This is a genomic window from Inquilinus limosus DSM 16000 (assembly GCF_000423185.1).
In the GTDB taxonomy this organism is placed as follows: domain Bacteria; phylum Pseudomonadota; class Alphaproteobacteria; order DSM-16000; family Inquilinaceae; genus Inquilinus; species Inquilinus limosus.
Genome location: NZ_AUHM01000025.1, coordinates 40416 through 62573 on the forward strand (window position 1 = coordinate 40416; position 22158 = coordinate 62573).

23 protein-coding genes are annotated in these 22158 nt (G+C 70.9%); all 23 read left to right on the top strand.

The window, feature by feature from the left end:
• The first annotated feature begins 53 nt into the window (after positions 1-53).
• The 23 genes from G537_RS0121340 (at position 54) to G537_RS0121450 (ending at position 22156) form a co-directional block, all read left to right on the top strand.
• A complete protein-coding gene (locus G537_RS0121340) occupies positions 54-491 on the top strand; it encodes a DUF202 domain-containing protein (protein ID WP_026871845.1) in 438 nt (145 codons plus the stop codon).
• Positions 492-574: 83 nt separating this feature from the next.
• Positions 575-838: a type II toxin-antitoxin system prevent-host-death family antitoxin gene (locus G537_RS0121345; protein WP_026871846.1), complete on the top strand. Its 264-nt coding sequence runs from the start codon at positions 575-577 to the stop codon at positions 836-838.
• Positions 835-1272 (top strand): hypothetical protein, encoded by a 438-nt coding sequence (locus tag G537_RS0121350; protein ID WP_026871847.1) that lies wholly within the window; start codon positions 835-837, stop codon positions 1270-1272. Before G537_RS0121345 ends, G537_RS0121350 begins: the two co-directional genes overlap by 4 nt.
• A 171-nt stretch (positions 1273-1443) precedes the next feature.
• Positions 1444-1524, top strand: coding sequence for a pyrroloquinoline quinone precursor peptide PqqA (gene pqqA, locus G537_RS45640; RefSeq protein WP_034852526.1), 81 nt, complete (start codon positions 1444-1446; stop codon positions 1522-1524).
• A gap of 57 nt (positions 1525-1581) precedes the next feature.
• Positions 1582-2499: a pyrroloquinoline quinone biosynthesis protein PqqB gene (gene pqqB, locus G537_RS0121360; RefSeq protein ID WP_026871848.1), complete on the top strand. Its 918-nt coding sequence runs from the start codon at positions 1582-1584 to the stop codon at positions 2497-2499.
• A complete protein-coding gene (gene pqqC, locus G537_RS0121365; protein WP_026871849.1) occupies positions 2496-3233 on the top strand; it encodes a pyrroloquinoline-quinone synthase PqqC in 738 nt (245 codons plus the stop codon). The genes pqqB and pqqC overlap by 4 nt, the downstream gene beginning before the upstream one ends.
• A gap of 2 nt (positions 3234-3235) precedes the next feature.
• A complete protein-coding gene (gene pqqD, locus G537_RS0121370) occupies positions 3236-3514 on the top strand; it encodes a pyrroloquinoline quinone biosynthesis peptide chaperone PqqD (protein ID WP_026871850.1) in 279 nt (92 codons plus the stop codon).
• Between the two features lie 5 nt (positions 3515-3519).
• On the top strand, positions 3520-4638 hold the full coding sequence (gene pqqE, locus G537_RS0121375) for a pyrroloquinoline quinone biosynthesis protein PqqE (protein WP_211230453.1): 1119 nt from the start codon (positions 3520-3522) through the stop codon (positions 4636-4638).
• Between the two features lie 211 nt (positions 4639-4849).
• Entirely contained in the window at positions 4850-5467 is a 618-nt protein-coding gene (locus G537_RS0121380) for a glutathione S-transferase family protein (protein WP_026871852.1), read from the top strand.
• 103 nt (positions 5468-5570) lie between these two features.
• The gene (locus G537_RS0121385) at positions 5571-6191 is read left to right on the top strand and encodes a (2Fe-2S)-binding protein (RefSeq protein WP_051248799.1); all 621 of its coding nucleotides are present in this window, start codon (positions 5571-5573) and stop codon (positions 6189-6191) included.
• Between the two features lies 1 nt (position 6192).
• Positions 6193-7182: an FAD binding domain-containing protein gene (locus G537_RS0121390; protein ID WP_026871854.1), complete on the top strand. Its 990-nt coding sequence runs from the start codon at positions 6193-6195 to the stop codon at positions 7180-7182.
• A gap of 1 nt (position 7183) precedes the next feature.
• Entirely contained in the window at positions 7184-9463 is a 2280-nt protein-coding gene (locus G537_RS0121395; protein ID WP_026871855.1) for a xanthine dehydrogenase family protein molybdopterin-binding subunit, read from the top strand.
• Positions 9464-9566: 103 nt separating this feature from the next.
• Positions 9567-10166 carry a Dps family protein gene (locus G537_RS0121400; protein WP_034852528.1) on the top strand — a complete coding sequence of 200 codons (600 nt, stop codon included), beginning with the start codon at positions 9567-9569 and terminating at the stop codon, positions 10164-10166.
• Between the two features lie 20 nt (positions 10167-10186).
• Positions 10187-11266 carry a flavodoxin family protein gene (locus G537_RS0121405; RefSeq protein WP_026871857.1) on the top strand — a complete coding sequence of 360 codons (1080 nt, stop codon included), beginning with the start codon at positions 10187-10189 and terminating at the stop codon, positions 11264-11266.
• Positions 11267-11419: 153 nt separating this feature from the next.
• Positions 11420-12475, top strand: a complete 1056-nt coding sequence (locus tag G537_RS0121410) for a LacI family DNA-binding transcriptional regulator (protein ID WP_064742190.1) — start codon at positions 11420-11422, stop codon at positions 12473-12475.
• A 61-nt stretch (positions 12476-12536) separates the two neighbouring features.
• On the top strand, positions 12537-13811 hold the full coding sequence (locus G537_RS0121415) for an ABC transporter substrate-binding protein (RefSeq protein WP_026871859.1): 1275 nt from the start codon (positions 12537-12539) through the stop codon (positions 13809-13811).
• A gap of 244 nt (positions 13812-14055) precedes the next feature.
• Complete coding sequence (locus G537_RS0121420; RefSeq protein WP_026871860.1) at positions 14056-14904, top strand: carbohydrate ABC transporter permease; 849 nt, start codon at positions 14056-14058, stop codon at positions 14902-14904.
• On the top strand, positions 14901-15749 hold the full coding sequence (locus G537_RS0121425) for a carbohydrate ABC transporter permease (protein ID WP_026871861.1): 849 nt from the start codon (positions 14901-14903) through the stop codon (positions 15747-15749). Before G537_RS0121420 ends, G537_RS0121425 begins: the two co-directional genes overlap by 4 nt.
• Positions 15750-15762: 13 nt before the next feature.
• Entirely contained in the window at positions 15763-16803 is a 1041-nt protein-coding gene (locus tag G537_RS0121430) for an ABC transporter ATP-binding protein (RefSeq protein ID WP_026871862.1), read from the top strand.
• A 35-nt stretch (positions 16804-16838) separates the two neighbouring features.
• Complete coding sequence (locus G537_RS0121435; protein ID WP_026871863.1) at positions 16839-18128, top strand: amylo-alpha-1,6-glucosidase; 1290 nt, start codon at positions 16839-16841, stop codon at positions 18126-18128.
• 2 nt (positions 18129-18130) lie between these two features.
• Positions 18131-19180: a zinc-binding dehydrogenase gene (locus G537_RS0121440; RefSeq protein ID WP_026871864.1), complete on the top strand. Its 1050-nt coding sequence runs from the start codon at positions 18131-18133 to the stop codon at positions 19178-19180.
• Positions 19177-20163 (top strand): Gfo/Idh/MocA family protein, encoded by a 987-nt coding sequence (locus tag G537_RS0121445; RefSeq protein WP_026871865.1) that lies wholly within the window; start codon positions 19177-19179, stop codon positions 20161-20163. The genes G537_RS0121440 and G537_RS0121445 overlap by 4 nt, the downstream gene beginning before the upstream one ends.
• 163 nt (positions 20164-20326) lie before the next feature.
• The gene (locus G537_RS0121450) at positions 20327-22156 is read left to right on the top strand and encodes a glycoside hydrolase family 36 protein (RefSeq protein ID WP_026871866.1); all 1830 of its coding nucleotides are present in this window, start codon (positions 20327-20329) and stop codon (positions 22154-22156) included.
• The last annotated feature ends 2 nt before the right edge of the window (positions 22157-22158 follow it).

A 22158-nucleotide genomic window follows, 5' to 3' on the forward strand; every position in this document is an offset into this window, starting at 1 on the left:
ATCCGGCTCCACCGGGGTGTTGTCATGGCAGAGCCCCCTATCGGAGAGCCCGAATGGCGGAGAGCAGCAGAGAAGAGGCGCGCCGGACGCGCCTGGCCGCCGACCGCACCGTGATGACGGCCGATATGACGGATTCCGCCGACCGCCGGACCGAGCTGGCGGCGAGCCGGACGGTGCTGGCAGCGGAGCGGACCTACGCCTCCTGGACCCAGCTCGGCCTCGGCGCGCTGGCCGCCGGCATCGGCAGCCGGAAGCTGCTGGAGGGGCTGGTGGCCGAGTGGATGATCTTCGGCACCGGCACGCTGCTGGTGCTGTTCAGCGCCTTCTGCTTCGCCGCCGCGGTCTGGCGCAACCTGGCGCCGGGGGTGCCGCCGCCGCGGCCGGATGTCCACCGCCTGCCGGCGGCCCTGCTGATCGCCGTCAACGGCTTTCTGGCCCTGGTCAGCGTCGCCGCCATGGTCGGCGTGTGGTTCGCGCCCCCGACCGGGTGAGAGGCCGGTTAGCCAACGCCTCAGGATTGCGAATTATCCCGAGAATCCATATTTTGTGGACAATCTACAAATTGGTGGTCCACATGCGCGTCACGACTGCAGATTTCATCAAGCGCTGGGGAACCCTCGCCGATCGCGCCCTCTCCGAACCCGTCACAATCACCAAGAACGGCCGGGACCGGCTGGTCATACTCTCGGCCGAAGAATACGAGCGTCTCAAGAGCCGGGATCGCCGCGTGGTGCGGGTCGAGGATGTGACGGACGAGGAGGCAGAGCTGATCGCAGGCGCTGAAGTCCCGGCGGAGCACGCCCATCTCGACGCCCTACTGGGTGATAAGCATTCGTGACCTGGCCGACGCCGGCGCCCGGCCTCGTCATCCGCTACGCCTATCTCTGGGAAGAAGCCGCCCGTGCCGGCCGGGAGGAAGGCGAGAAGGACCGACCCTGCGCGGTGCTGCTGGTCCATCGGGAGGAAGACGGCCGGATCCGGGTCTATGCATTGCCGATCACGCATTCGGCGCCGGCCGAGCCGGGGGACGGCATCGAGATCCCCACGGTCGTCAAGGAGCATCTCGGGCTCGACGATGCCCGTTCATGGGTCATCCTGACCGAGGCTAACGTCTTCTACTGGCCCGGACCGGATCTGCGCTTCCCTCGTGAGAAGGGACCGGCCGGAGCCGCCTACGGGTTTTTGCCGCCTAAGCTGTTCCGTACGATACGGGACCGTTTTCTCGAATTGCGGAAGCAGCGGCGGGCGCAACTCGTGTCCCGGAGCGAGTGAACCGCCGCCCCAGGTGCACGCCGGTGCGACAAGAAATGCCGGACTTGGCTCCAAAGTAGTATTCCCCTGACGCACGGAAGGCGCATCATGTTCATGATGCTCGCGGCCCGGAACCAAGGTCCGGGTCGAGGCGTCATCCGAAGAGAGCTTGCCCCTGACTGGAGGAGCCTCATGAAACGCTGGAAGACACCGAAGATCCGCGAAATCTCCGTGGGCTGCGAGATCAACGCCTACGCCTGCGCGACCGTGTAACGACACCCTCCGCCATGCGGCGGATCCGGCGAGGCTGCGGAAAGCGGGGCTGAGACCATGCGCATCGTCGTCCTCGGTTCCGCCGCCGGCGGAGGTTTTCCCCAATGGAACTGCAACGCGCCCACCAGTCGGGGGGTGCGGACCGGGGTTTTGCGCGCCAAGCCGCGCACCCAGGCCTCCCTCGCCGTCAGTGCGGACGGCGAGCGTTGGCTGTTGCTGAACGCCTCGCCGGATTTCCGGCAGCAGGTGCAGGCCACCCCGGCGCTGTGGCCGCAGGCCGGCCTCCGCCATTCGCCGATCGCCGCGGTGATCCTGACCAGCGGCGAGATCGACCATGTCGCCGGCCTGCTGTCGATGCGGGAATCGCAGCCCTTCGCCCTGTGGGCGGCGCCGCCGGTGCTGGCTGCCCTGGCCGCCAACCCGATCTTCGATGCCCTCAGCGCCCGCTGCGTCGAACGCCATGCGGTGGCGCCGAACGGGTCGTTCCCGGTCACCGGCCCCGGCGGCGGGCTGGGCCTGACCGTCACCGCCTTCCCGGTCCCGGGCAAGGTGCCGCTCTATCTGGAAGGCCAGGCCGGCGACGACCTGTCCGGCGCGCCGGACGAGACGCTGGGCCTTGAGATCGCCGGCAACGGGCTGCGCTTCCACTACATCCCCGGCTGCGCCGCGATGACGCCGGAGCTGCGGGCGCGGCTGCGGGGATCGCCGCTGGTGTTCTTCGACGGCACGCTGTGGCGCGACGACGAGCTGATCGCGACCGGCGTCGGCAGCAAGACCGGGCGGCGCATGGGCCATATGAGCATCGACGGGCCGGACGGCACCATCGCCGCCTTCGCCGATCTCGACGTGCGGCGCAGGATCCTGATCCATGTGAACACGACCAACCCGGTCCTCGACGAGGATTCGCCCGAGCGCGCCGCCCTGGCCGAGGCCGGCTGGGAGGTGGCGGAAGACGGGATGGAGATCGCCCTATGACCGAACCGATGACCCCGGACCAGCTGGAGGCGGCGCTGCGCGCGATCGGGCGGGAGCGGTACCACGACCGCCATCCCTTCCACGCCCTGCTGCACGGCGGCAAGCTGAACCGGGGCCAGGTGCAGGCCTGGGCGCTGAACCGCTACTACTATCAGAGCCGGATCCCGCTGAAGGATTCGGCGCTGATGTCCCGCGCCGAGGACCCGGCGCTGCGCCGCGCCTGGCGGCAGCGGATCGTCGACCACGACGGCGAGCAGGAGGGCGAAGGCGGCATCGCCCGCTGGCTGCGCCTGACCGACGCGCTGGGCCTGGACCGCGCCGCGGTGATCGACGGCCGCGGCATCCTGCCGGCCACCCGCTTCGCGGTCGACGCCTATGTCCGCTTCGTGCGCGACAGGACGCTGCTCGAAGCGGTCGCCTCGTCGCTGACCGAGCTGTTCGCGCCGACCATCATCGGCAACCGCGTCGCCGGCATGCTGGCCAATTACGACTTCGTGTCGCGCGAGGCCCTGGCCTATTTCGACAAGCGGCTGACCCAGGCGCCGCGCGACGCAGATTTCGCCCTGGACTACGTCAAGCGCGAGGCGCGGCGGCCGGACCAGCAGCAGGACGTGATGAACGCGTTGATCTTCAAATGCGACGTGCTGTGGGCCCAGCTCGACGCCCTGCACCACGCCTATGTCGAGCCGGGCCATATCCCGCCCGGCGCCTTCGTGCCGGAGGACCGGCAGTGAGCATGGCCGCCGAGCCCGCCGCCCCCCGCCCGCGGCTGGCCCGCGGGTCGCGGCTGCGCTGGGACGAGGCGCGGCAGAGCTGGGTGGTGCTGGCGCCGGAGCGGGTGATCCTCTTGGACGAGACCGCCTATGAGATCGTCCGGCGCTGCGACGGCACCGCCACCGTCGCCGAGATCGCCGCCGACCTGGCCCGCAGCTTCGAGGCCGAGCCGGGCGAGGTCGAGGCCGATGTGGTACAGCTGGTCGACGACCTGACGGCCAAACGGGTCCTGGCGACATGAACCAGATGTCACCCCGCCTGGAACCACCGCTCGCCGCGCTGCTGGAGCTGACCCATCGCTGCCCGCTGCAGTGCCCCTACTGCTCCAACCCGCTGGAGATGGAGCGGGCGCGGGACGAGCTGCCGACCGCGGACTGGCTGCGGGTGATCCGCGAGGCGGCGGATCTCGGCATCCTGCAGATCCACTTCTCGGGCGGCGAGCCGACGGTCCGCCGTGACCTGCCGGAGCTGATCCGCGGCGCGCATGCGGCCGGGCTCTACACCAACCTGATCACCTCGGGCGTCGCGATCGACCCCGACCGCTTTCTCGGGCTGGTCGAGGCCGGGCTGGACCACGCCCAGCTGAGCATCCAGGACACCGACGCGGAGTCGGCCGAGCGCATCGGCCATTACCCCGGGGCGCAGGCGAAGAAACTGGCCTTCGCCGGCTGGGTGACGGAGGCCGGGCTGCCCCTGACCCTGAACGCCGTGGTCCACCGGCAGAATCTCGACCGGCTGGAGGAGATGATCGACCTGGCGGTCGGGCTCGGCGCCGGGCGGCTGGAGGTCGCCCATGTCCAGTATTACGGCTGGGCTCTGCACAACCGCGACGCGCTGATGCCGAGCCGCGAGCAACTGGACGCCGCCAGCGCCGTGGTCGAGGCGGCACGGCAGCGGCTGCACGGCAAGCTGGTGATCGACTATGTCGTGCCGGACTACTACGCCCGCCGGCCCAAGGCCTGCATGGGCGGCTGGGGCCGCCGCTTCCTGAACATCACCCCGTCCGGCAAGGTCCTGCCCTGCCACGCCGCCGAGACCATCCCCGGCCTGGGCTTCGAGTCGGTGCGCGACAAGCCGCTGGCCGAGATCTGGGCGGCGTCGGACGCCTTCCAGCGCTTCCGCGGCACCGCCTGGATGCCGGAGCCGTGCCGCAGCTGCGCGCAGCGCGAGGTCGACTGGGGCGGCTGCCGCTGCCAGGCGCTGGCGCTGACCGGCCGGGCGGACGCCACCGACCCGGCCTGCGTCCTGTCGCCCTTCCACGACGCCATGCTGGGCCTGGCCGAGACCGCGGCGCACAGCGAGGCACCGCCCGACTTCGTGTACCGCCGCATGCGCAGCCCGGTGGAGCCGGCGGCGCAGGAGTGAGGGCGGCCCCCTCCTCCCTCCACCGTCATTGCGAGTGCAGCGAAGCAATCCAGGGGCCAGCGCGAGCCGCCCTGGATTGCTTCGTCGGCTTCGCCTCCTCGCATGACGGTGAGAAGAGGGCATTGAGCAATGAGGCGCTGTCGATTCCATCCTCCCCGGCGCGACAAGGAGAGCGGGTGATCGTCCCGCGACCCGCCCAGGAGGCAGCGCCGTGAAGCTCTACTACTCGCCCAACCTCAACCCGCGCGTCGCCGTGGCGGTGGCCAAGTATCTCGGTTCGCCGGTCGAATTCGTCCGCGCCAGCCCGATGGACCCGCGCCACCGCGACTCGTTCCGGCCGATCAACCCGAACACCCGCGTGCCCATCCTGGTCGAGGACGGACGCCCGCCGCTGTGGGAGACCGACGCGATCGCCTGCCGCCTGTCTTCCCTGGCCGGCGGCGAGTTCTGGCCGACCGACGAGCGCATGGTCGAGATCCTGCGCTGGGTGAGCTGGAGCACCCATCACTTCACCCGGGCCGCCGACGTCTTCTACTTCGAGAACCTGATCCGCCCGCAATTCCTGTCGCGGCCGGCGAACCAGCCGGCCCTGGAGGAGGCTGCGGACGACCTTCGCGTCTTCGGCCCGATCCTGGACGAGGTCCTGGCCGGCCGCACCTGGCTGGTCGGCGACGGCCCGACCTATGCCGATTTCCGGGTGGCGACCGCCCTGCCCTTCGCCGAGCGCGCCGGCATCCCGGTGACGCAATACGCCCATATCATGCGCTGGCACGACCGGCTGAACCGGATCGAGGCCTGGCGCGACCCGTTCGCCGGGTTGGAGGCCTGATCCCGCCGGGCCAGGAACCGGTGTCGCCGCGCCCGCATTGTCGTCGGTAAGGGCCGCATCGCCATGACGGCCGCGGCCTCCCCGACACTGCAGGAGCCAGGCGATGCAAGCAGACCGCCAGCCCGTCAGCCTGCCCGACGTCAAGCGGCGCGCCTTCCTGGGCATCACCGCCACCGCCGCCGCCTTCCCCCTCGCCGGCCCCGGGCCGGCGCTGGCCGAGACGGCCGAGCGCACGGCGGCACACGGCAACGGCCGGCTGGTGCCGGTGACGCTGAGGATCAACGGCCAGGACCATGCCCTCGCCCTCGACGCCCGGACCACCCTGCTGGACGCGTTGCGCGACCATGTCGGCCTGACCGGCTCGAAGAAGGGCTGCGACCACGGGCAGTGCGGCGCCTGCACCGTGCTGCTGGACGGAAAGCGGGTGCTGTCCTGCTTCGTCCTCGCCGTCATGGCGGAGGGCCGTGAGGTCACCACGATCGAAGGGCTGGCGCCCGATGGGGCCCTGCATCCGATGCAGCAGGCCTTCATCGACCACGACGCCTTCCAGTGCGGCTACTGCACGCCGGGGCAGATCATGTCGGCCGTCGCCTGCGTCGAGGAGGGCCATGCCGGCAGCGAGGCCGAGATCCGCGAATATATGAGCGGCAACCTGTGCCGCTGTGCCGCCTATCCGAACATCGTCGCCGCCATCCTCCAGGCCAAGCCGCAGATGGAGGCTTGAGATGCGCCCCTTCGCCTATGACCATCCCGGAACGGTGCAGGAGGCGGTCCGCTCCGCCGCGCAGGCCGAGGCCGCGCAGTTCATCGCCGGCGGCACCACGCTCCTGGACCTGATGAAGCTGGACGTGATGCGGCCGGAGCGGGTGATCGACATCACCGGCATCGGCGAGGACCGGATCGAGAGCACGGCGCGGGGCCTGCATCTGGGCGCCATGGCCCGGATGGCGGATGTCGCGGAGGACGAGGACGTGCGCCGCGACTATCCGGTGATCGCGCAGTCGCTGGACCTCGCCGCCAGCCAGCAGCTGCGCAACATGGCGACGCTGGGCGGCAACCTGCTGCAGCGCACCCGCTGCCCCTATTTCCGCGACACCAGCTGGGCCGAGTGCAACAAGCGCGTCCCGGGGTCCGGCTGCGCCGCGATCCAGGGCGTCAACCGCCAGCATGCCGTGCTGGGCACCAGCGACGCCTGCATCGCCACATATCCCGGCGACCTGGCGCAGGCGCTGATCGCGCTGGACGCCACGCTCGACATCGTCGGGCCGGATGGCGCCCGCACTCTGCAGGTCTCCGAGCTGCACCGCCTGCCGGACGGCGAGCCGCATCGCGAGACGCGCCTGACCCCCGGCGAGATCATCACCGCCATCGACGTGCCGGGCGGCCCGTGGACCCGGCGGTCGCTGTACCTGAAGATCCGCGACCGCGAATCCTTCGCCTTCGCCCTCGCTTCCGCCGCGGTCGCCCTCGACATCGCCGACGGGGCGGTGCGCGAGGCCCGGATCGCGCTGGGCGGGGTGGCGACGGTGCCGTGGCGGGCCCGCGCCGCCGAGGCGGCGCTGAAGGGCAAGCCGCTCGACGAGGAGGCGGCCGAGGCGGCGGCGGAGGCGGCCTTCGCCTCGGCCCGGCCGCAACGGGACAACGCGTTCAAGGTCGATCTCGGGCGCCGCACGCTGGTGCGCGCGCTGCTGCAGGCCGCAAGGATGGAGGCGTGACATGGTGAGAGCCGCCCCCGAGCCCGGCCCCAATATGGGCCGCCCCGAGCCGCGCATCGACGGCCGTCGCAAGGTGACCGGCGAGGCCCGCTACCCCTCCGACGCCCCGGTCCAGAACCCGGCCTATGCCGTGCTGGTGACCAGCGCGGTGGCGAAGGGCGAGATCGCCGGCATCGAGCTGGAGGAGGCGAAGGCGGTGCCCGGCGTGCTCGACATCCTCACCTACCGCGACGCGCACGGCCAGGTCGCGCCGATGAAGCATTTCGCCGCCGGCGGCTATGCCTCGACCACGATCCGGCCGCTCGAGAGCGCCCGGATCTGGCATGACGGCCAGATCGTGGCCGTGGTCACCGCCGAGAGCTTCGAGGCGGCGCAGGACGCGGCGCACCGGGTGAAGCTGCGCTACCGGGCCGATCCGGCGCCCAGCTGGGGCTTCGACGCGCCGGGCGTCGACACGGTCGACGCCGCAAAGGCCAAGGAGACGCACGAAGACCCGGCGATCGGCGATGTCGACGCCGCCATCCGCAACGCGGCCGTGGTGGTCGATGCCGAATACGAGACCCCGATCCAGCACCACAATCCGATCGAGCTGTTCACCACCACCTGCGCCTGGGACGGGGTGAGGCTGACCATCCACGAGCCGAGCCAGATCGTCTACGGGCTGAAGCACGGGGTGGCGCAGCAGCTGGGCCTCGACCCGGACAATGTCCAGGTGGTCAGCCCCTTCGTCGGCGGCGCCTTCGGGTCGAAGGCCTCGGTGACGCCGCGCACCGCCCTGGCCGCGGTCGCCGCCCGCCGCGTCGGCCGGCCGGTGAAGCTGGTGACCAGCCGGGCCCAGGGCTTCACCACCACGACCCACCGCGCCGAGACCCGGCACCGGATCAGGCTCGCGGCCGGCGAGGACGGCCGGCTGGCGGCGCTGAGCCACGAGGGCTGGGAGGTCACCTCGCGGCCCGATTCCTACATGGTCGCCGGCACCGACACGACGACGCGGATGTACGCCGCGCCGAACGTCGCCTCGAAGGTCCATCTCGTCCATGCCGACCGGAACACCCCCGGCTTCATGCGGGCCCCGGCCGAGGTGCCCTACATGTACGCGCTGGAGAGCGCGATGGACGAGCTGGCGGTGGCGCTGGGCATGGATCCGGTGGAGCTGCGGCGCGTCAACGACACGGTGGCGGAGCCGATCAGGAACGTGCCCTACAGCAGCCGGTCGCTGATGCCCTGCTACGACGCCGCCGCCGAAGCCTTCGGCTGGGCCCGGCGCGACCCGCGGCCCGGATCGATGCGCGACGGCGACTGGCTGGTCGGCTGGGGCTGCGCCACCGCCTGCTATCCGAGCATGATCGCCGCCGCCTCGGCGCGGGTGCGGCTGCTCGGCGACGGCCGCGTCCAGGTGGCGACGGCCGCGCACGACCTGGGCACCGGCGCCTATACGGTGATCGGCCAGGCGGCGGCGGAGCGGCTGGGCCTGCCGCTCGACCGGGTCGAGGTGCTGCTGGGCGACACGGCGCTGCCGCCCGCCCCGGTCGCCGGCGGGTCGAACATGACCGCCAGCGTCTGCACCGCCGTGATCAAGGCCTGCGACGCGATCCGCGAGACGCTGTTCCGCGCCAAGGCGGGCCGGGACAACGACCTGTCCGGCTACGACCTGCGCGACGGCCGGCTGATCGGCCCGGACGGGCAGGCGGAGGAGCTGCAGGCCGCGTTCGGGCGCATCGGCGCCGGAGCGATCGAGGAGTATGCGGAGTCGGTGCCCAAGGGACTGCCGCCCGGCGCGATCGACAAGCTGTACCGCGGCGCCAGCGCGCTGACGGGCGGGCCGGGGGGCGAGGACTTCATCCGCTACGCCTTCGGGGCCGAGTTCGTCGAGGTGCGGATCCATGCCCGCACCCGCGAGATCCGGGTGCCGCGCATGGTCGGCGCCTTCGCCGCCGGCCGGATCATGAACCCGCGCACCGCGCGCAGCCAGTTGATGGGCGGGATGATCTGGGGCGTCGGCTCGGCCCTGCACGAGAAGACCGAGATCGACCGGCGCACCGCGCGCTACGCCAACACCGACATCGCCGAATACCTGATCCCGGTGAACGCCGATATCGGCGAGGTCGAGGTGATCCTGGTGCCGGAGGAGGACAACAAGGTCAATCCGGCCGGCATCAAGGGCATCGGCGAGCTGGGCAATGTCGGCACCGCGGCCGCCGTCGCCAACGCCGTGTACCACGCGACCGGCAAGCGGATCAGGGCGCTGCCGATCCGGATCGAGGACCTGCTCGAGGCCTAACCGGCCCCGGAACCCGGGCGGCCGTCGCGCCGTATCCCTTGATGGACGGCGACGGCACGCAATCCGCCGGCCGTCCGGGAACCGGTGAAACGGGAGAGAGAAGATGGCGAGAAGCGTGCAGCGCGTCACTGCCCATGACCATCGCCCGCGGACCAGCCAGCCCTGGCTGCACCAGCACGGCGGCGAGATCCAGGCCTTCGGCACGGTCCGGCAGCTGCCGCTGGGGCTGTCGCACGAGGCGCGCCTCTATTCCTGCCAGCGCCTGAACCAGCTGCTGGCGGATTCGCAGATCCTGCACGCCCTGTACAAGAAGCATCACTGGCTGATGCGCGGCGCGACCTTCTACCAGCTGCATCTGCTGCTCGACAAACATGCCGGGGAGCAGCTGGCGCTCATCGACCAGATCGCGGAGCGGATCCAGACGCTGGGCGGGATCGCGGTCGGCGACCCGCGGCACGTGGCGGAGATCACCCGGATCCCGCGCGCGCCCGACGGCTGCGAGGAGGTCCCGGCCATGCTGTCCCGGCTGCTCGAGGCGCATGAGCTGATCCTGATCGATGCCCATGAAGCCGCCGGCAAGGCGGCCGAGATGGGCGACGACGGCACCAACGACCTGATCGTCTCCGACCTGATCCGGACCGGGGAGCTGCAGGCCTGGTTCCTGGCCGAGCACCTGGTCGACACCCCACTGGTGCGCGGCTGACCGCCGGGCGGGACGCCGTCATGGCCGATCTCAACCCGCGCAAGGGCAGCCCGAGCCCCGGTCTGAGCGAGGAGGAGTTCCGGCGGCGGTTCCTCGGCCAGTTCCAGGATCCCGCCTTCGACCCGCTGCAGGCCGAGCTCGGCCGGATCGCCGCCGCGGCCTGGGATGCGTACAGCCATTCGCGGAAGAGCCCGCGGACGCGGAAGGCCGGGCCGGGCTTCGCCGATCCCGACTACGATCTCTCCGTCGACTGGCTGGCGGCGCGCGACGCGATCCGCGCGGCGGAGCACCGCCATGCCGACCCGGCCCTGCCCGACCGGATCCTCTTGATCAGCGGCGCCGCGCGCAGCGAGCACACCTGCCCCGGCGAGCTGTCGAAGACCTATCGCCTGGCGCAGCTGGCGCGCGAGGTCTTCGCCGCCGCCGCGGGGGTGGAGACCGACCTGCTGGACCTCAGCCGGCTGGCCTCGGAATACGGGCGGCACATCCATCCCTGCAAGACCTGCTTCTCGACCTCGCCCGCCCTCTGCCACTGGCCCTGCTCCTGCTACCCGAACTATTCGCTCGGCCAGCTGCAGGACTGGATGAACGAGATCTATCCGCTGTGGGTCGCGGCGCACGGGATCATGATCGTGACGCCGGTGAACTGGTACCAGGTCTCCTCGCCGGTGAAGCTGATGATGGATCGGCTGGTCTGCGCCGACGGCGGCAACCCGGACCCGACCCTGACCCATGGCAAAGACGCCAGGCGGGCCAAGGAGATCGAGATGGCGGGCTGGGACTATCCCCGGCACCTGGCCGGCCGGCTGTTCGCCGTGGTGGTGCATGGCGACGTCGAGGGCGCGGAAAGCGTGCGCCGCAGCCTGTCCGACTGGCTGTGCTACATGCATCTGGTCCCGGCCGGGCCGCTGGCCGAGATCGACCGCTATATCGGCTATTGGGAGCCCTACGCCACCAGCCACGACGCCCTGGACCGCGACAGGGCGGTGCAGGAGGAGGTGCGCAACGCCGCGCGTACCCTGCTGGAGGCGGTCATCGCCCGGCGCGAGGGCCGCCAGGCCGCCGCCGGCACGGCGCTGCGGGAGCCGCGGCAGAAGTAGCAGATTCCCGGACGGCCGATTGCGTTCAAGAGCTCGCGCTTGACCCTGCTCCGATTCTGCCGCACAGTTCCAAAACGTTTTGGGAATCATTCGGAGCGAATCCAAAACGTTTTGAACGTGCATGGGCGGGACAGGGAGGCCTGCGCTGTGGCGGTGACCCGGCAAATCCGGCTGAAGGAGCTGGCGCTGAAGCTCGGCCTGTCGCCGACCACCGTGTCACGGGCGCTGGCCGGCTATTCCGACGTCAGCGCCGAGACCCGCCGCCGGGTCGAGGAGGCCGCCCGCACCCACGGCTATGTCGCCAGCCGCATCGGCCGGATGCTGGTGTCGGGGCGGACCAACTTCGTCGCCGTGCTGCTGCCGATCAGCGCCCCCAACTTCATGGACGATTTCCTGGGCCAGTTCCTGTCCGGCGTCGCCGACGGGCTGGCCGGGCGCGGCCGCGACCTGTTCCTGGCCGCCGTGCCGCGCGGCCAGGACGACATGACCGTGCTGCGGCACGTGGTCGACGGCGGCCATATCGACGCCGTGGTCATCAACCGCGTCACCTGCGACGACCCGCGCGTGCGCTTCCTGATCGAGCGCCGCTTCCCCTTCGTCGCCCATGGCCGGCTGATCGATCCCCCGGCCGCCTATCCCTGGTTCGACACCGACGGCGAGGCCGCCTTCGCCGGGCTGGTCGACCGGCTGCACGCCCTGGGCCACCGGGAGTTCGCTCTGCTGTCGCCGGGCGAGCCCTACAGCTACGCCCATTTCCGGCGGCGCGGCTTCGAGAGCGCGCTGGCCGGGCACGGCATCCGCCTGGCGCCGGACCGGCTGCCGGCGGTGCCGGTCCGCGACAAGGCCGCCGCCATGGCCGCGGCCCGGCGCCTCTTCGCCCTGGATCCGCGCCCGACCGCGATCGTCGGCATGACCGACCGGCTGGCGCTGGCGGTGATGGAGGCGGCGCAGGAGGCGGGGCTGCGCATCCCCGAGGACCTGTCGGTCGTCGGCTTCGACGACGTGCCGATCGCGGCCTATGCCCGGCCGCCCCTGTCGACCTTCGACCAGGACATCCAGCGCAGCGCCACGGTCATCGCCGACATGGTGGTGGACGCCATCGAGAACGGACCGGACGGCGTCGAGCCGCGCCTGGCCGAGGTGAGATTCGTCGAACGGGCCAGCCACGGCTCGGCCCCGATGCCACGGAAACGCGCCCGCCCGGCATGACCGGCGGGCGTGAACGGGCCGGCGCCGCGGAGGCCGGCCGCAGACAAAGAGGGAGGACAGGATGACCATCCGGACCACAGCCGTCGCCCTTGCCGCCGGCCTGCTCGGCCTCGGCCTGGCCGGCGCCGCCGGCGCCCAGGAGATCCTCTTCTGGTCGACCCAGGCGACGCCGGTCGAGGAATCGCAGGCGATGCGCGAAACCGTCCTGGCCGGATTCGGCAAGCCGGTGACCTATTCGGCGCAGGAGCCGGGGCCGTTCATGACCCGCATCCAGGCCGAGTTGAAGGCCGGATCCGGCGCCATCACCGTGATCGGCGGGCTGCACGGCGAGTTCGCCAACATCCCGGACGGTCTGATCGACCTGTCCGGCATCGTGCCCGAGGGCGCGATCAACAAATCCTATCTCGATCTCGGCAAGCTCGGCACGGCCGAGCAGAAATACCTGCCCTGGATGCAGGCGACCTATGTCATGGCCGCCAACAAGCAGGCGCTGCAGTACCTGCCGCAGGGCGCCGACATCAACGCCCTGACCTACGACCAACTGGCCGCCTGGGGCAAGGCGATGGCCGAGGCCACCGGATCGCCCAAGATCGGCTTCCCGGCCGGCCCGAAGGGGCTGATGCACCGCTTCTTCCAGGGCTATCTCTACCCGTCCTACACCGGCTCGCCCGTGGTGAAGTTCAAGTCGCCGGAGGCCGAGGCGATGTGGACGTCGTTCCGGGACTTCTGGACCGCCTCCGTCACCCCGGCCTCGACCGGCTACGCCTTCATGCAGGAGCCGCTGCTGACCGGCGATGTCTGGGTGGCCTGGGACCATGTCGCCCGGCTGAAGGACGCGCTGAACCAGAAGCCGGACGATTTCGTCGTCTTCCCGGTGCCCGCCGGGCCGGCCGGGCGCGGCCATATGCCGGTGCTGACCGGCATCGGTATCCCGAAGACCACCAACGCCCTCGAAGACGCCAAGGCGCTGGTCGCGCATATGGAGAAGCCGGAGAACCAGATCGCCATGATGAAGGCGACCGGCTTCTTCCCCGTGGTCGAGGTTCAGCTGCCGGCCGACGTGCCGAACAGCATCAAGATGCTGCAGCCGGTGGTGGCGGCGCAGAGCGCGGCGAAGGATTCCCTGCCCGTGCTGCTGCCGATGGGGCTGGGCGACGCAGGTGGCCGCTACAACAAGGCGTTCAGCGACACGTTCCAGCGCATCGTCCTGTCCGGCCAGGACGTCCGCGAGGTGCTGGACCAGCAGGCCCAGGCCCTGCAGGCGATCTTCGACGAGAAGGGCGCCCCCTGCTGGGCCCCGGACCCGGTGAGCGACGGGCCGTGCAAGGTGCAGTGATGGCCGGAATGGGTCGAGCCCGTCCCTTCCTTGTCCCCCCTCCCCTCGCGGGAGGGGGGCAGGGGGAGGGGGCTGTCGATCGAAGAGATGTGACGCCGCCCTTCCTGGATCCTATCGCATCCCTTGATCGCCGAAGCCGGTTCTTGCTGCCCGAACCCCCTCCCCCTGGCCCCCTCCCGCGAGGGGAGGGGGGACTCGTTGAGCTTTGGCCTGCGTCTGGCGTCGAATTGCGACGGAGCCCGCCATGAGCGATGCCCGCGTCCTGCCCTATATCCTGCTGGCCCCGGCCGCCATCTTCCTGGTCGCCTTCTTCCTGGTGCCCTTCGGCCAGGTGGCGGTCGAGGCCTTCACCCAATACGGCCAGCTGTCCTTCGGCAACTTCCGGTCGATCGCCGCCGACTGGAAGTTCTGGCCGGCGGTGCGCAACACCTTCGTGCTGACCCTGATCCTGGTGCCGCTGCAGATCGCGCTGGCGCTGGCCATGGCCAGCCTGGTGATGGCGCTGAAGAGCGGCCGCGACGTGGCGCTGTACATCTTCACCATCCCGCTCGGCATCTCCGACCTCGCCGCCGGGCTGATCTGGCTCGCCATCCTCGAGCAGAACGGCTTTCTCAACAGCGTCCTCTATTATGTCGGCCTGATCCCCGGCCCGAAGCTGCTGCTGAGCTATCAGAGCATCGTGGCGCTGTTCGTGGCCATCATCATCGCCGAGCTGTGGCGGGCGACCGCCATCGTGCTGGTCATCCTGGTCGCCGGCATGAGCCTGATCCCCAAGGAGTACTACGAGGCGGCGGAGGTGTTCGGCGCCAGCCCGTGGAAGCGCTTCGTCCGCATCACCCTGCCGCTGCTGCGGCCCAGCCTGCAGACCGCGCTGATCCTGCGCACCATCCTGGCCTTCGAGGTCTTCGCCATCGTCATGGTGCTGGCCGGCAACAACCTGCCGATCCTGATGGGCGAGACCTTCAACTGGCAGTTCGCTCTGCAGGACCGCGAGGGCGCCGCGGCCTACGCCATGGTGATCCTCGGCATCTCGATCGCCTTCACCCTCTTCTTCCTGTGGGCGCTGGGCGAGAGGAAGGAGGCCGCCCGATGACCGCGACCACCCCCGACACCGTCGCCGTCCCCGCCGCGCCGGCCGCCGTGCCCGGCCGCTGGGGGATCCGGATCTCGACCATCGTCCTGTGCCTCTGGGTGCTGGTGCCGCTCTATCTCCTCGCGGTCAACGCCTTCAACTCGCGCGAGGCGGTGACCGGCTGGCCGAAGGCCTTCGTCCCGACCTTCGACATCGACAGCCTGTCCTTCTTCTGGAACTACGCCGGCGTCGCCCGGGCGCTGCTGAACTCCATCCTGGTGGCCGGGCTGACCATGCTGCTGTCGATCGGCATCGGCGCCCCGGCCGGCTACGCCCTGGCGCGGTTCCGCTTCCGCGGCAAGGGCAGCTTCCGCCTGCTGGTGCTGATGACCCGGGCCTTCCCGCTGCCGCTGCTGGCCCTGCCGCTGGCGGTCTTCTACATCCGCACCGGCCTCGACGACACGATCTGGGGCCTGGCGCTGATCCACACGGTGCTGGCGCTGCCCTTCGCCATCCTGATCACCTATTCGCTGTTCATGAGCATCCCGGTGGAGCTGGAGGAGGCGGCCTGGACGCTGGGCTGCACCCGGTTCCAGGCCTTCCTCAAGATCGTGGTGCCGCTGGCCCTGCCGGGCATCGCGGCGTCCGGCGTCTTCGCCTTCGTCACCTCCTGGAACGAGGTGTTCGCGGCCTCGGTGCTGACCATCCAGAACCAGACCCTGACCGCCTTCCTCTTGACCAGCCTGGACGTTTCGCCGCTGCCCCTGAAATTCGCCGGGGCGCTGGTGCTGGTGGTGCCGGCGCTGATCTTCCTGTTCCTGATCCGAAAGTACCTGTTCTCCCTCTGGGGCATCGCCAACCGCTGACGAGGATCCCGCCATGGCAGACATCGAAATCAAAGGCGTCGAGAAGCGGTTCGGCAGCTACACCGCGCTGCACGCCGTCGACCTCACCATCCGCGACCAGGAGTTCCTGGTGCTGCTCGGCGCGTCGGGCTGCGGGAAGACGACCCTCTTGCGCATCATCGCCGGCCTCGAGACCGCGACCAGCGGCGAGGTCCGGATCGGCGGCAGGCGGGTCGACGGGCTGGCGCCGCGCGACCGCGGCATCGCCATGGTGTTCCAGAACTACGCCGTCTTCCCGCACATGACGGTGTTCGAGAACATCGCCTTCGGCCTGCGCATGAAGAAGATGCCGGAGGCGGATGTCGCCCGGAAGGTCGGGCGCGCGGCGGAGCTGATGCATATCGAGCAGCTGCTGCAGCGCTATTCCGGCCAGCTCTCGGGCGGGCAGCGGCAGCGCGTCGCCGTCGCCCGGGCGCTGGCGGTCGAGCCCGCGGTGCTGCTGATGGACGAGCCGCTGTCCAATCTCGACGCCCTGCTGCGGCTGGAGATGCGGGCCGAGCTGAAGGGCGTGCTGCAGGAGAGCCGGACCACGACCATCTACGTCACCCACGACCAGGTCGAGGCGATGAGCCTGGCCGACCGCATCGCGGTGATGAACCAGGGCCGCATCGTCCAGGCGGCGCCGGCGACCGAGGTCTATGCCGACCCGGCGACCCGCTTCGTCGGCAGCTTCATCGGCAACCCGCCGATGAACTTCCTGCCGGCCGAGCCGAACGGCCAGGGCATCAAGGTGGCCGGGCTGACGCTGGAGCCGCCGAAGGCCGCGGCCGGCCGGATCGAGTTCGGCATCCGCCCCGAGGATGTCGAGATCCGCGCCGACGGGCTGTCCGGCGCCGTCCGGGTGATCGAGCCGCTGGGGCCGCACAAGCTGCTGACCCTCGACGTCGCCGGCCACCGCTTCCGCGCCGTGGTCGACAACGAGCACGCGGTCGAGCCCGGCCAGCCGATCAGCCTGCGGCCGAAGCCCGGCCGGGTGCGCTGGTTCGACGCCGAGACCGGCCACGCCATCCAGTGACGTCTCCCCTCCCCCGAGCCCACCGGAGCCTTCCTGTGACCGCCTTCGACGACCACACCGCCTTCGCGCGCGCGGCGACCGTCCTGTCCGAGAACGACCGCGGCAGCTACACCGTCCCGACCAAGGGCCTGTATCCCTTCCAGTGGAACTGGGATTCCTGCCTGACCGCGCTGGGCCAGCGGCACATCGACGAGGGCCGCGCCTGGACCGAGATCGAGACCCTGGCGGCCCATCAATGGCCGGACGGGATGATCCCGCACATCGTCTTCCACGTGTATGACGACGGCTACTTCCCCGGCCCGGAGGTCTGGAACACCGGCCGGCCGACGCCGACCTCCGGCATCACCCAGCCGCCGGTGATGGGCTTCGTGCTGCGGCGCCTCTACGAGGAGGCGAAGGACAGGGTGCTGGCCGAGGAGAAGGCGCGGGCGCTGATCGGCGCGGCCGATGCCTGGCACCGCTGGTTCTACGCCGCCCGCGACCCGCAGGGCACCGGCCTGGTCGCCATTCTCCACCCCTGGGAATCCGGCCGCGACAACTCGGTCGACTGGGACGCGGCGCTGGCGCGGGTGCCGACCGAGGGGGTCGAGCCCTATCAGCGCCGCGACACCAGCCATGTCGATCCCTCGCAGCGCCCGCACAAGGCGGAGTACGACCGCTATCTCTGGCTGGTGCAGCGCTTCCGCGGCCTCGGCTGGGACAATGCCAAGCTGCACGACGCCTCGCCCTTCCGAGTCGTCGACCCCGGCTTCAACGCCATCCTGATCCGCTCCGACGAGGACATCGCGGCGCTGGGCGAGGCCTTCGGGATGACGGGGCTCGCCGCCGCCGCGCGGGCCCGGGCGGCAAAGGCCCGTGCGGCCTTCGAGCGGCTGTGGAGTGAGGAGCACGGCCAGTATCTCTGCCTCGACCGCACCACCGACACGCTGATCGAGAGCCGCACCGTGGGCGGGCTGCTGCCGCTGTTCGCGGGCCTCGGCACGCCCGAGCGGCAGCGGGCGCTGGCCGCCCGCATCGCCGAGTGGCGCGGCAGGACCCGCTTCGGCATCACCAGCCACGACCCGGCCGATCCGCGCTTCGAGCCGAAGCGCTACTGGCGCGGGCCGGCCTGGCTGATCGTCAACTACCTGGTCGCCGACGGCCTCGCCCGCTGCGGCCTGGCCGAGGCCGCCGACGCCGTGCACGAGGACAGCCTGAGCCTGATCGCGGGCGGCTTTGCCGAATACTACGACCCCGTCACCGGCGAGGGGCTGGGCGGCGGCAACTTCACCTGGACCGCGGCGATGGTCGCCGAGCTGGTGCGGAAGCGGGCGAAGGCCGCCTGACCATGCCGACCGCCCTCCTGCTGCGCGGCCCGCGTGCGCTGGATTTCGAGAGCTTCGAGCACCCGCCGCTCGGCCCGGAGGAGGTGCGGATCCGCACCCTCTTTTCCGGCGTCAGCGCCGGCACCGAGCTGTCGCAGTACCGCGGCTCCAACCCCTTCATGGCCAAAAGCTGGGACGAGGCGAGCCGGCTGTTCCGCGCCGCCGACACGCCGAGCTGGGACTATCCCGTGCGCAACCTGGGCTATGAGGAGGCGGGCGAGATCGTCGAGGTCGGGCGCGAGGTGTCCGACCTGCGGCCGGGCCAGCGCGTCTACGGCACCTGGGGCCACCGCACCCATCATGTCGCCGCGCGGGACGCCGTGATCGGCCGGCTGCTGCCCGAGGGCGCCGACCCGCGGATCGGCATCTTCTCCCATATCGGCGCCGTGGCGCTGAACGGCGTCCACGACGCCGAGATCCGGATCGGCGATGTCGTCGTGGTCTTCGGCCTCGGCGTGCCCGGCCAGATCGTGGCGCAGGCGGCGCGCGCCTCCGGCGCCGAGGTGATCGGCGTCGACCCGGTGGCGTCGCGGCGCGAGATGGCGCTGCTGCTGGGCGCTTCGGAAGTGCTGGATCCCACGGCCGGGTCGGTGGCCGAGATCGTGAAGGAGAAGACAGGCGGGCGCGGCGCCGATGCGGCGATCGAGGTCTCCGGCGTGCCGGCGGCGCTGGCCGAGGCGATCCGGACCGTCGCCTATTCGGCGCGGGTCGTCGCCCTCGGCTTCTTCCAGGGCGAGGCGCGGGGCCTCCACCTCGGCGAGGAGTTCCACCACAACCGGGTGCAGCTGGTCTGCTCGCAGATCTCCGGCGTCGCCCCCGGCGCCAGCTACCGCTGGTCGAAGCCGCGGCTGTGGCAGACGGCGGTGCGGCTGCAGCATGAGGGCCGGCTGAACCTGCTGCCGCTGATCACGGAAGAGGTGCCGTTCCGGCAGGCGCCGGCGCTGTTCGAGCGGCTGGACCGCGGCGATCCGGACGCGCTGCAGACCGTGCTGACCTTCGGAGAGGACCAATGAGGCCGCTGCGCATCGGCATCCTCGGCGCCGGCGGCATCGCCGCCCGCCACGCCGCGGCGATCGCCGCCAACCCGGAGGCGGCGACCCTGGTCGCCTGCTGCGGCCGCGACCCGGACAAGGCCGCCGTCTTCGCCGCCGCGCATGGCGGCCGGGCCTATGCCGACCGCGAGCGCATGCTCGACGAGGCGGATCTCGACATCCTGATCGTCGCGCTGCCCCCCTTCGCCCATTCCGACGAGGTGGAGAGCGCCGCGCGGCGCGGCATCCATCTGCTGCTGGAGAAGCCGATCGCGCTGGACGGCGACCATGCCGACCGCATGGTGGCGGCGGCCGAGGCCGCGGGCATCAAGACTCAGGTCGGCTTCATGGGCCGCTTCGGCGCCGCGGTCGAGCGCTGGACGGAGCTGGCCGCTGCCGGCGAGACCGGCCGGCCCGGCCTCTATTCCGCCCGCTTCCACTGCAACGCGCTGCACGCACCCTGGTGGCGGGAGAAGGCGAAATCCGGCGGGCAGATGGTGGAGCAGCTGATCCACATGATCGACCTGGCGCGGTACCTTCTGGGCGACCCGGCGACGGTCTATGCCCGCACCGCCTCCTTCTTCCACCGCGGCGTCGAGCGCTACGACAGCGATGATCTCAGCGCCATGCTGCTGGGCTATGACGACGGCCGCATCGCCCTGCTGAACGCCACCAACGGCGCCGTGCCCGGCCGCTGGGAGAAGGAGATCCATCTGGTGGCGGAGCGGATGACCGGCCATTTCACCGACTGGAACACCGCGGCGCTCACCCGCACCGACGGCGAGCCGGCGGCGGAGCGCATCGCCGGGACGCGCGACGTCTTCGCCGCCCAGCTGCTGGACCTGATCGACGCCATCCGCAGCGGCTGCCCGGCCCGCACCCCGATCCGCGACGGCGCCCGGTCGCTGCATCTGGCGCTGGCGGCGCTGCGCTCGGCAGAGGAGCGGAGAGAGGTGGCGTTTTGATTGACCGTCATGGCGAGCGAAGCGTGGCCATCCAGTCCCGCGGCCGGAGCAGACCCGACCAGCCTGGATGGCCACGCCCCTGCGGGGCTCGCCATGACGGGTCAGGGATAGACGCCATCCGCATAAGGGATCATCGCTCAAGCCAACGGGCGGAGAAGACCTGATGCAATTCGACGCCGACGCCCTCGCCTTCCAGGGTTCCACTCTTTGCCTCTCGGACATCGTGCCGCTCATCGACGGCGCGGCGGTGCGCACGGCGCCGGTCGTCCGGGAGGTGCCTGAAGGCTGGACCCTTGAATGGCCAGCCGAGGACGGCCGTTTCCGGCTGGAGATCGAACGTCGCACCTTCGGCGGCACGGCAGGCCTCGCCTTCCGCTTGGTGCTCGACGGCTGGCTGGCCGGCCGGCCGCTGTCGGCGCTGGGCCTCGAGATCGGCCACGCCGGGCCGGCCCGCGCCTATCTCCGTACCGGCTATCACAGCTGGGACGGCAGCTTCTTCGTCACGCCCGAGCGCCTCGCCTCCGGCGACGAGAAGGCCTGGACCGGATACGCCGTGACCCAGCTGCTGCCGCGCGACGGCGAGGGCGGCGTGGTGCTCGGCGCGCTGCGCCACGACCGGTTCCAGCACCGCTTCGGCTTCCGGCCGGCGACGGGCGGTTTCGCGGTCGTCATCGAGGCCCTCTGGGACCACGCCCCGCACGATGGCAACGCCGTCTCCGAATGGTTCGCCCTGTTCGAGCATGCGGCGGTGGAGGAAGGCCTGCGCGCCTGGGCCCGGGCGGTGGCTGAGCACTCACCGCTGCCGCCGCGCATCGCCGAGGAGCGCATCACCGGCTGGTGCTCCTGGTACAACCTCTATGCCGCGATCACCGAGGAAAACCTCCTCGATCACCTGGAGGGCGCGTGCCGGGCGAAGGCCGAGGGCCTGCCGCTGCGTGTGTTCCAGATCGACGACGGCTTCACGCCGGAGATGGGCGACTGGCTGGAGGTGAAGCCGCAATTCCCGCGCGGCATGGCGCCGTTGCTGGCCGACATCGCCGCCGCCGGCTTCGTCCCCGGCCTGTGGATCGCGCCCTTCCTGGTCGGCAACCGCAGCCGTCTCTACCGCGACCATCCCGACTGGGTGGTACGGCAGCGCGACCGCGACGAACCGCTGGTCTATTCGCGCTTCTACGGCGAGTTCCGCTGGCACAAGCGCAGCGAGGAATACCATGTCCTCGACGTCACGCATCCCGAAGCCGAGGCTTATATCCGCGGCGTCTTCCGCACCTGGGCGCGGGACTGGGGCTGCCGCTACTTCAAGACCGACTTCATGAATGCGGGGTCGGAGTTCGGCCCGGACCACGCCCGCTGGCACCGCGACGGGCTGACCCGGATCGAGGTGTGGATGCGGATGGCCCGGCTGATCCGCGAGGAGATCGGCGACGCCCTCTGGCTGGGCTGCGGGTCGCCGATCTTCGCCCCGGTCGGGCTGGTGGACGCCATGCGCATCGGCCGCGACATCGGCGTGTCCTGGATCGGCCACCAATCGGCGGAATCGCTGCTGCGCGACCAGACCACCCGCAGCTTCGCCAACGGCATCCTGTGGCAGGCCGACCCCGACTGCATTCTGCTGCGCGACCGCTTCCACGAGCTGTCGGACACCGAGGTCGAATCCCTGGCGCTGTTCGCCGGTCTCGCCGGCGGCGTGCTGATGACCAGCGACCATCTCGGCGAGATCCCGGCGGCGCGCAAGGCGCTGCTGCGCCGGCTGCTGGGGGACGGCCGGGCCCGCCCCTGCGATTTCCCGCGCCTCGGCGCCGCCGTCGGCCGGCCGGATCCGGACGGGCTCGGCGACCTGATCGTGCAGAGGGTGCGCGGCCTCCCGGACGGCGACCTGGTCAGCCTGTTCAACGCCAGCGACCGGCCGTTCGAGGGAGCCGTGCCGGCATCGGTCACCGGAGGCGCCGCCCGCACCGTCTCACTGCGCCCGCACGAGACGCTGGTGTTGTAGCG

Bases quoted from the DNA above. Each gene is read 5' to 3' on its own strand.
- G537_RS0121340 (WP_026871845.1), top strand. From the start codon at position 54: ATGGCGGAGAGCAGCAGAGAAGAGGCGCGCCGGACGCGCCTGGCCGCC.
- G537_RS0121345 (WP_026871846.1), top strand. From the start codon at position 575: ATGCGCGTCACGACTGCAGATTTCATCAAGCGCTGGGGAACCCTCGCC.
- pqqA (WP_034852526.1), top strand. From the start codon at position 1,444: ATGAAACGCTGGAAGACACCGAAGATCCGCGAAATCTCCGTGGGCTGC.
- pqqB (WP_026871848.1), top strand. From the start codon at position 1,582: ATGCGCATCGTCGTCCTCGGTTCCGCCGCCGGCGGAGGTTTTCCCCAA.
- pqqC (WP_026871849.1), top strand. From the start codon at position 2,496: ATGACCGAACCGATGACCCCGGACCAGCTGGAGGCGGCGCTGCGCGCG.
- pqqD (WP_026871850.1), top strand. From the start codon at position 3,236: ATGGCCGCCGAGCCCGCCGCCCCCCGCCCGCGGCTGGCCCGCGGGTCG.
- pqqE (WP_211230453.1), top strand. From the start codon at position 3,520: ATGTCACCCCGCCTGGAACCACCGCTCGCCGCGCTGCTGGAGCTGACC.
- G537_RS0121385 (WP_051248799.1), top strand. From the start codon at position 5,571: ATGCAAGCAGACCGCCAGCCCGTCAGCCTGCCCGACGTCAAGCGGCGC.
- G537_RS0121390 (WP_026871854.1), top strand. From the start codon at position 6,193: ATGCGCCCCTTCGCCTATGACCATCCCGGAACGGTGCAGGAGGCGGTC.
- G537_RS0121395 (WP_026871855.1), top strand. From the start codon at position 7,184: ATGGTGAGAGCCGCCCCCGAGCCCGGCCCCAATATGGGCCGCCCCGAG.
- G537_RS0121400 (WP_034852528.1), top strand. From the start codon at position 9,567: ATGGCGAGAAGCGTGCAGCGCGTCACTGCCCATGACCATCGCCCGCGG.
- G537_RS0121405 (WP_026871857.1), top strand. From the start codon at position 10,187: ATGGCCGATCTCAACCCGCGCAAGGGCAGCCCGAGCCCCGGTCTGAGC.
- G537_RS0121415 (WP_026871859.1), top strand. From the start codon at position 12,537: ATGACCATCCGGACCACAGCCGTCGCCCTTGCCGCCGGCCTGCTCGGC.
- G537_RS0121420 (WP_026871860.1), top strand. From the start codon at position 14,056: ATGAGCGATGCCCGCGTCCTGCCCTATATCCTGCTGGCCCCGGCCGCC.
- G537_RS0121425 (WP_026871861.1), top strand. From the start codon at position 14,901: ATGACCGCGACCACCCCCGACACCGTCGCCGTCCCCGCCGCGCCGGCC.
- G537_RS0121430 (WP_026871862.1), top strand. From the start codon at position 15,763: ATGGCAGACATCGAAATCAAAGGCGTCGAGAAGCGGTTCGGCAGCTAC.
- G537_RS0121440 (WP_026871864.1), top strand. From the start codon at position 18,131: ATGCCGACCGCCCTCCTGCTGCGCGGCCCGCGTGCGCTGGATTTCGAG.
- G537_RS0121445 (WP_026871865.1), top strand. From the start codon at position 19,177: ATGAGGCCGCTGCGCATCGGCATCCTCGGCGCCGGCGGCATCGCCGCC.
- G537_RS0121450 (WP_026871866.1), top strand. From the start codon at position 20,327: ATGCAATTCGACGCCGACGCCCTCGCCTTCCAGGGTTCCACTCTTTGC.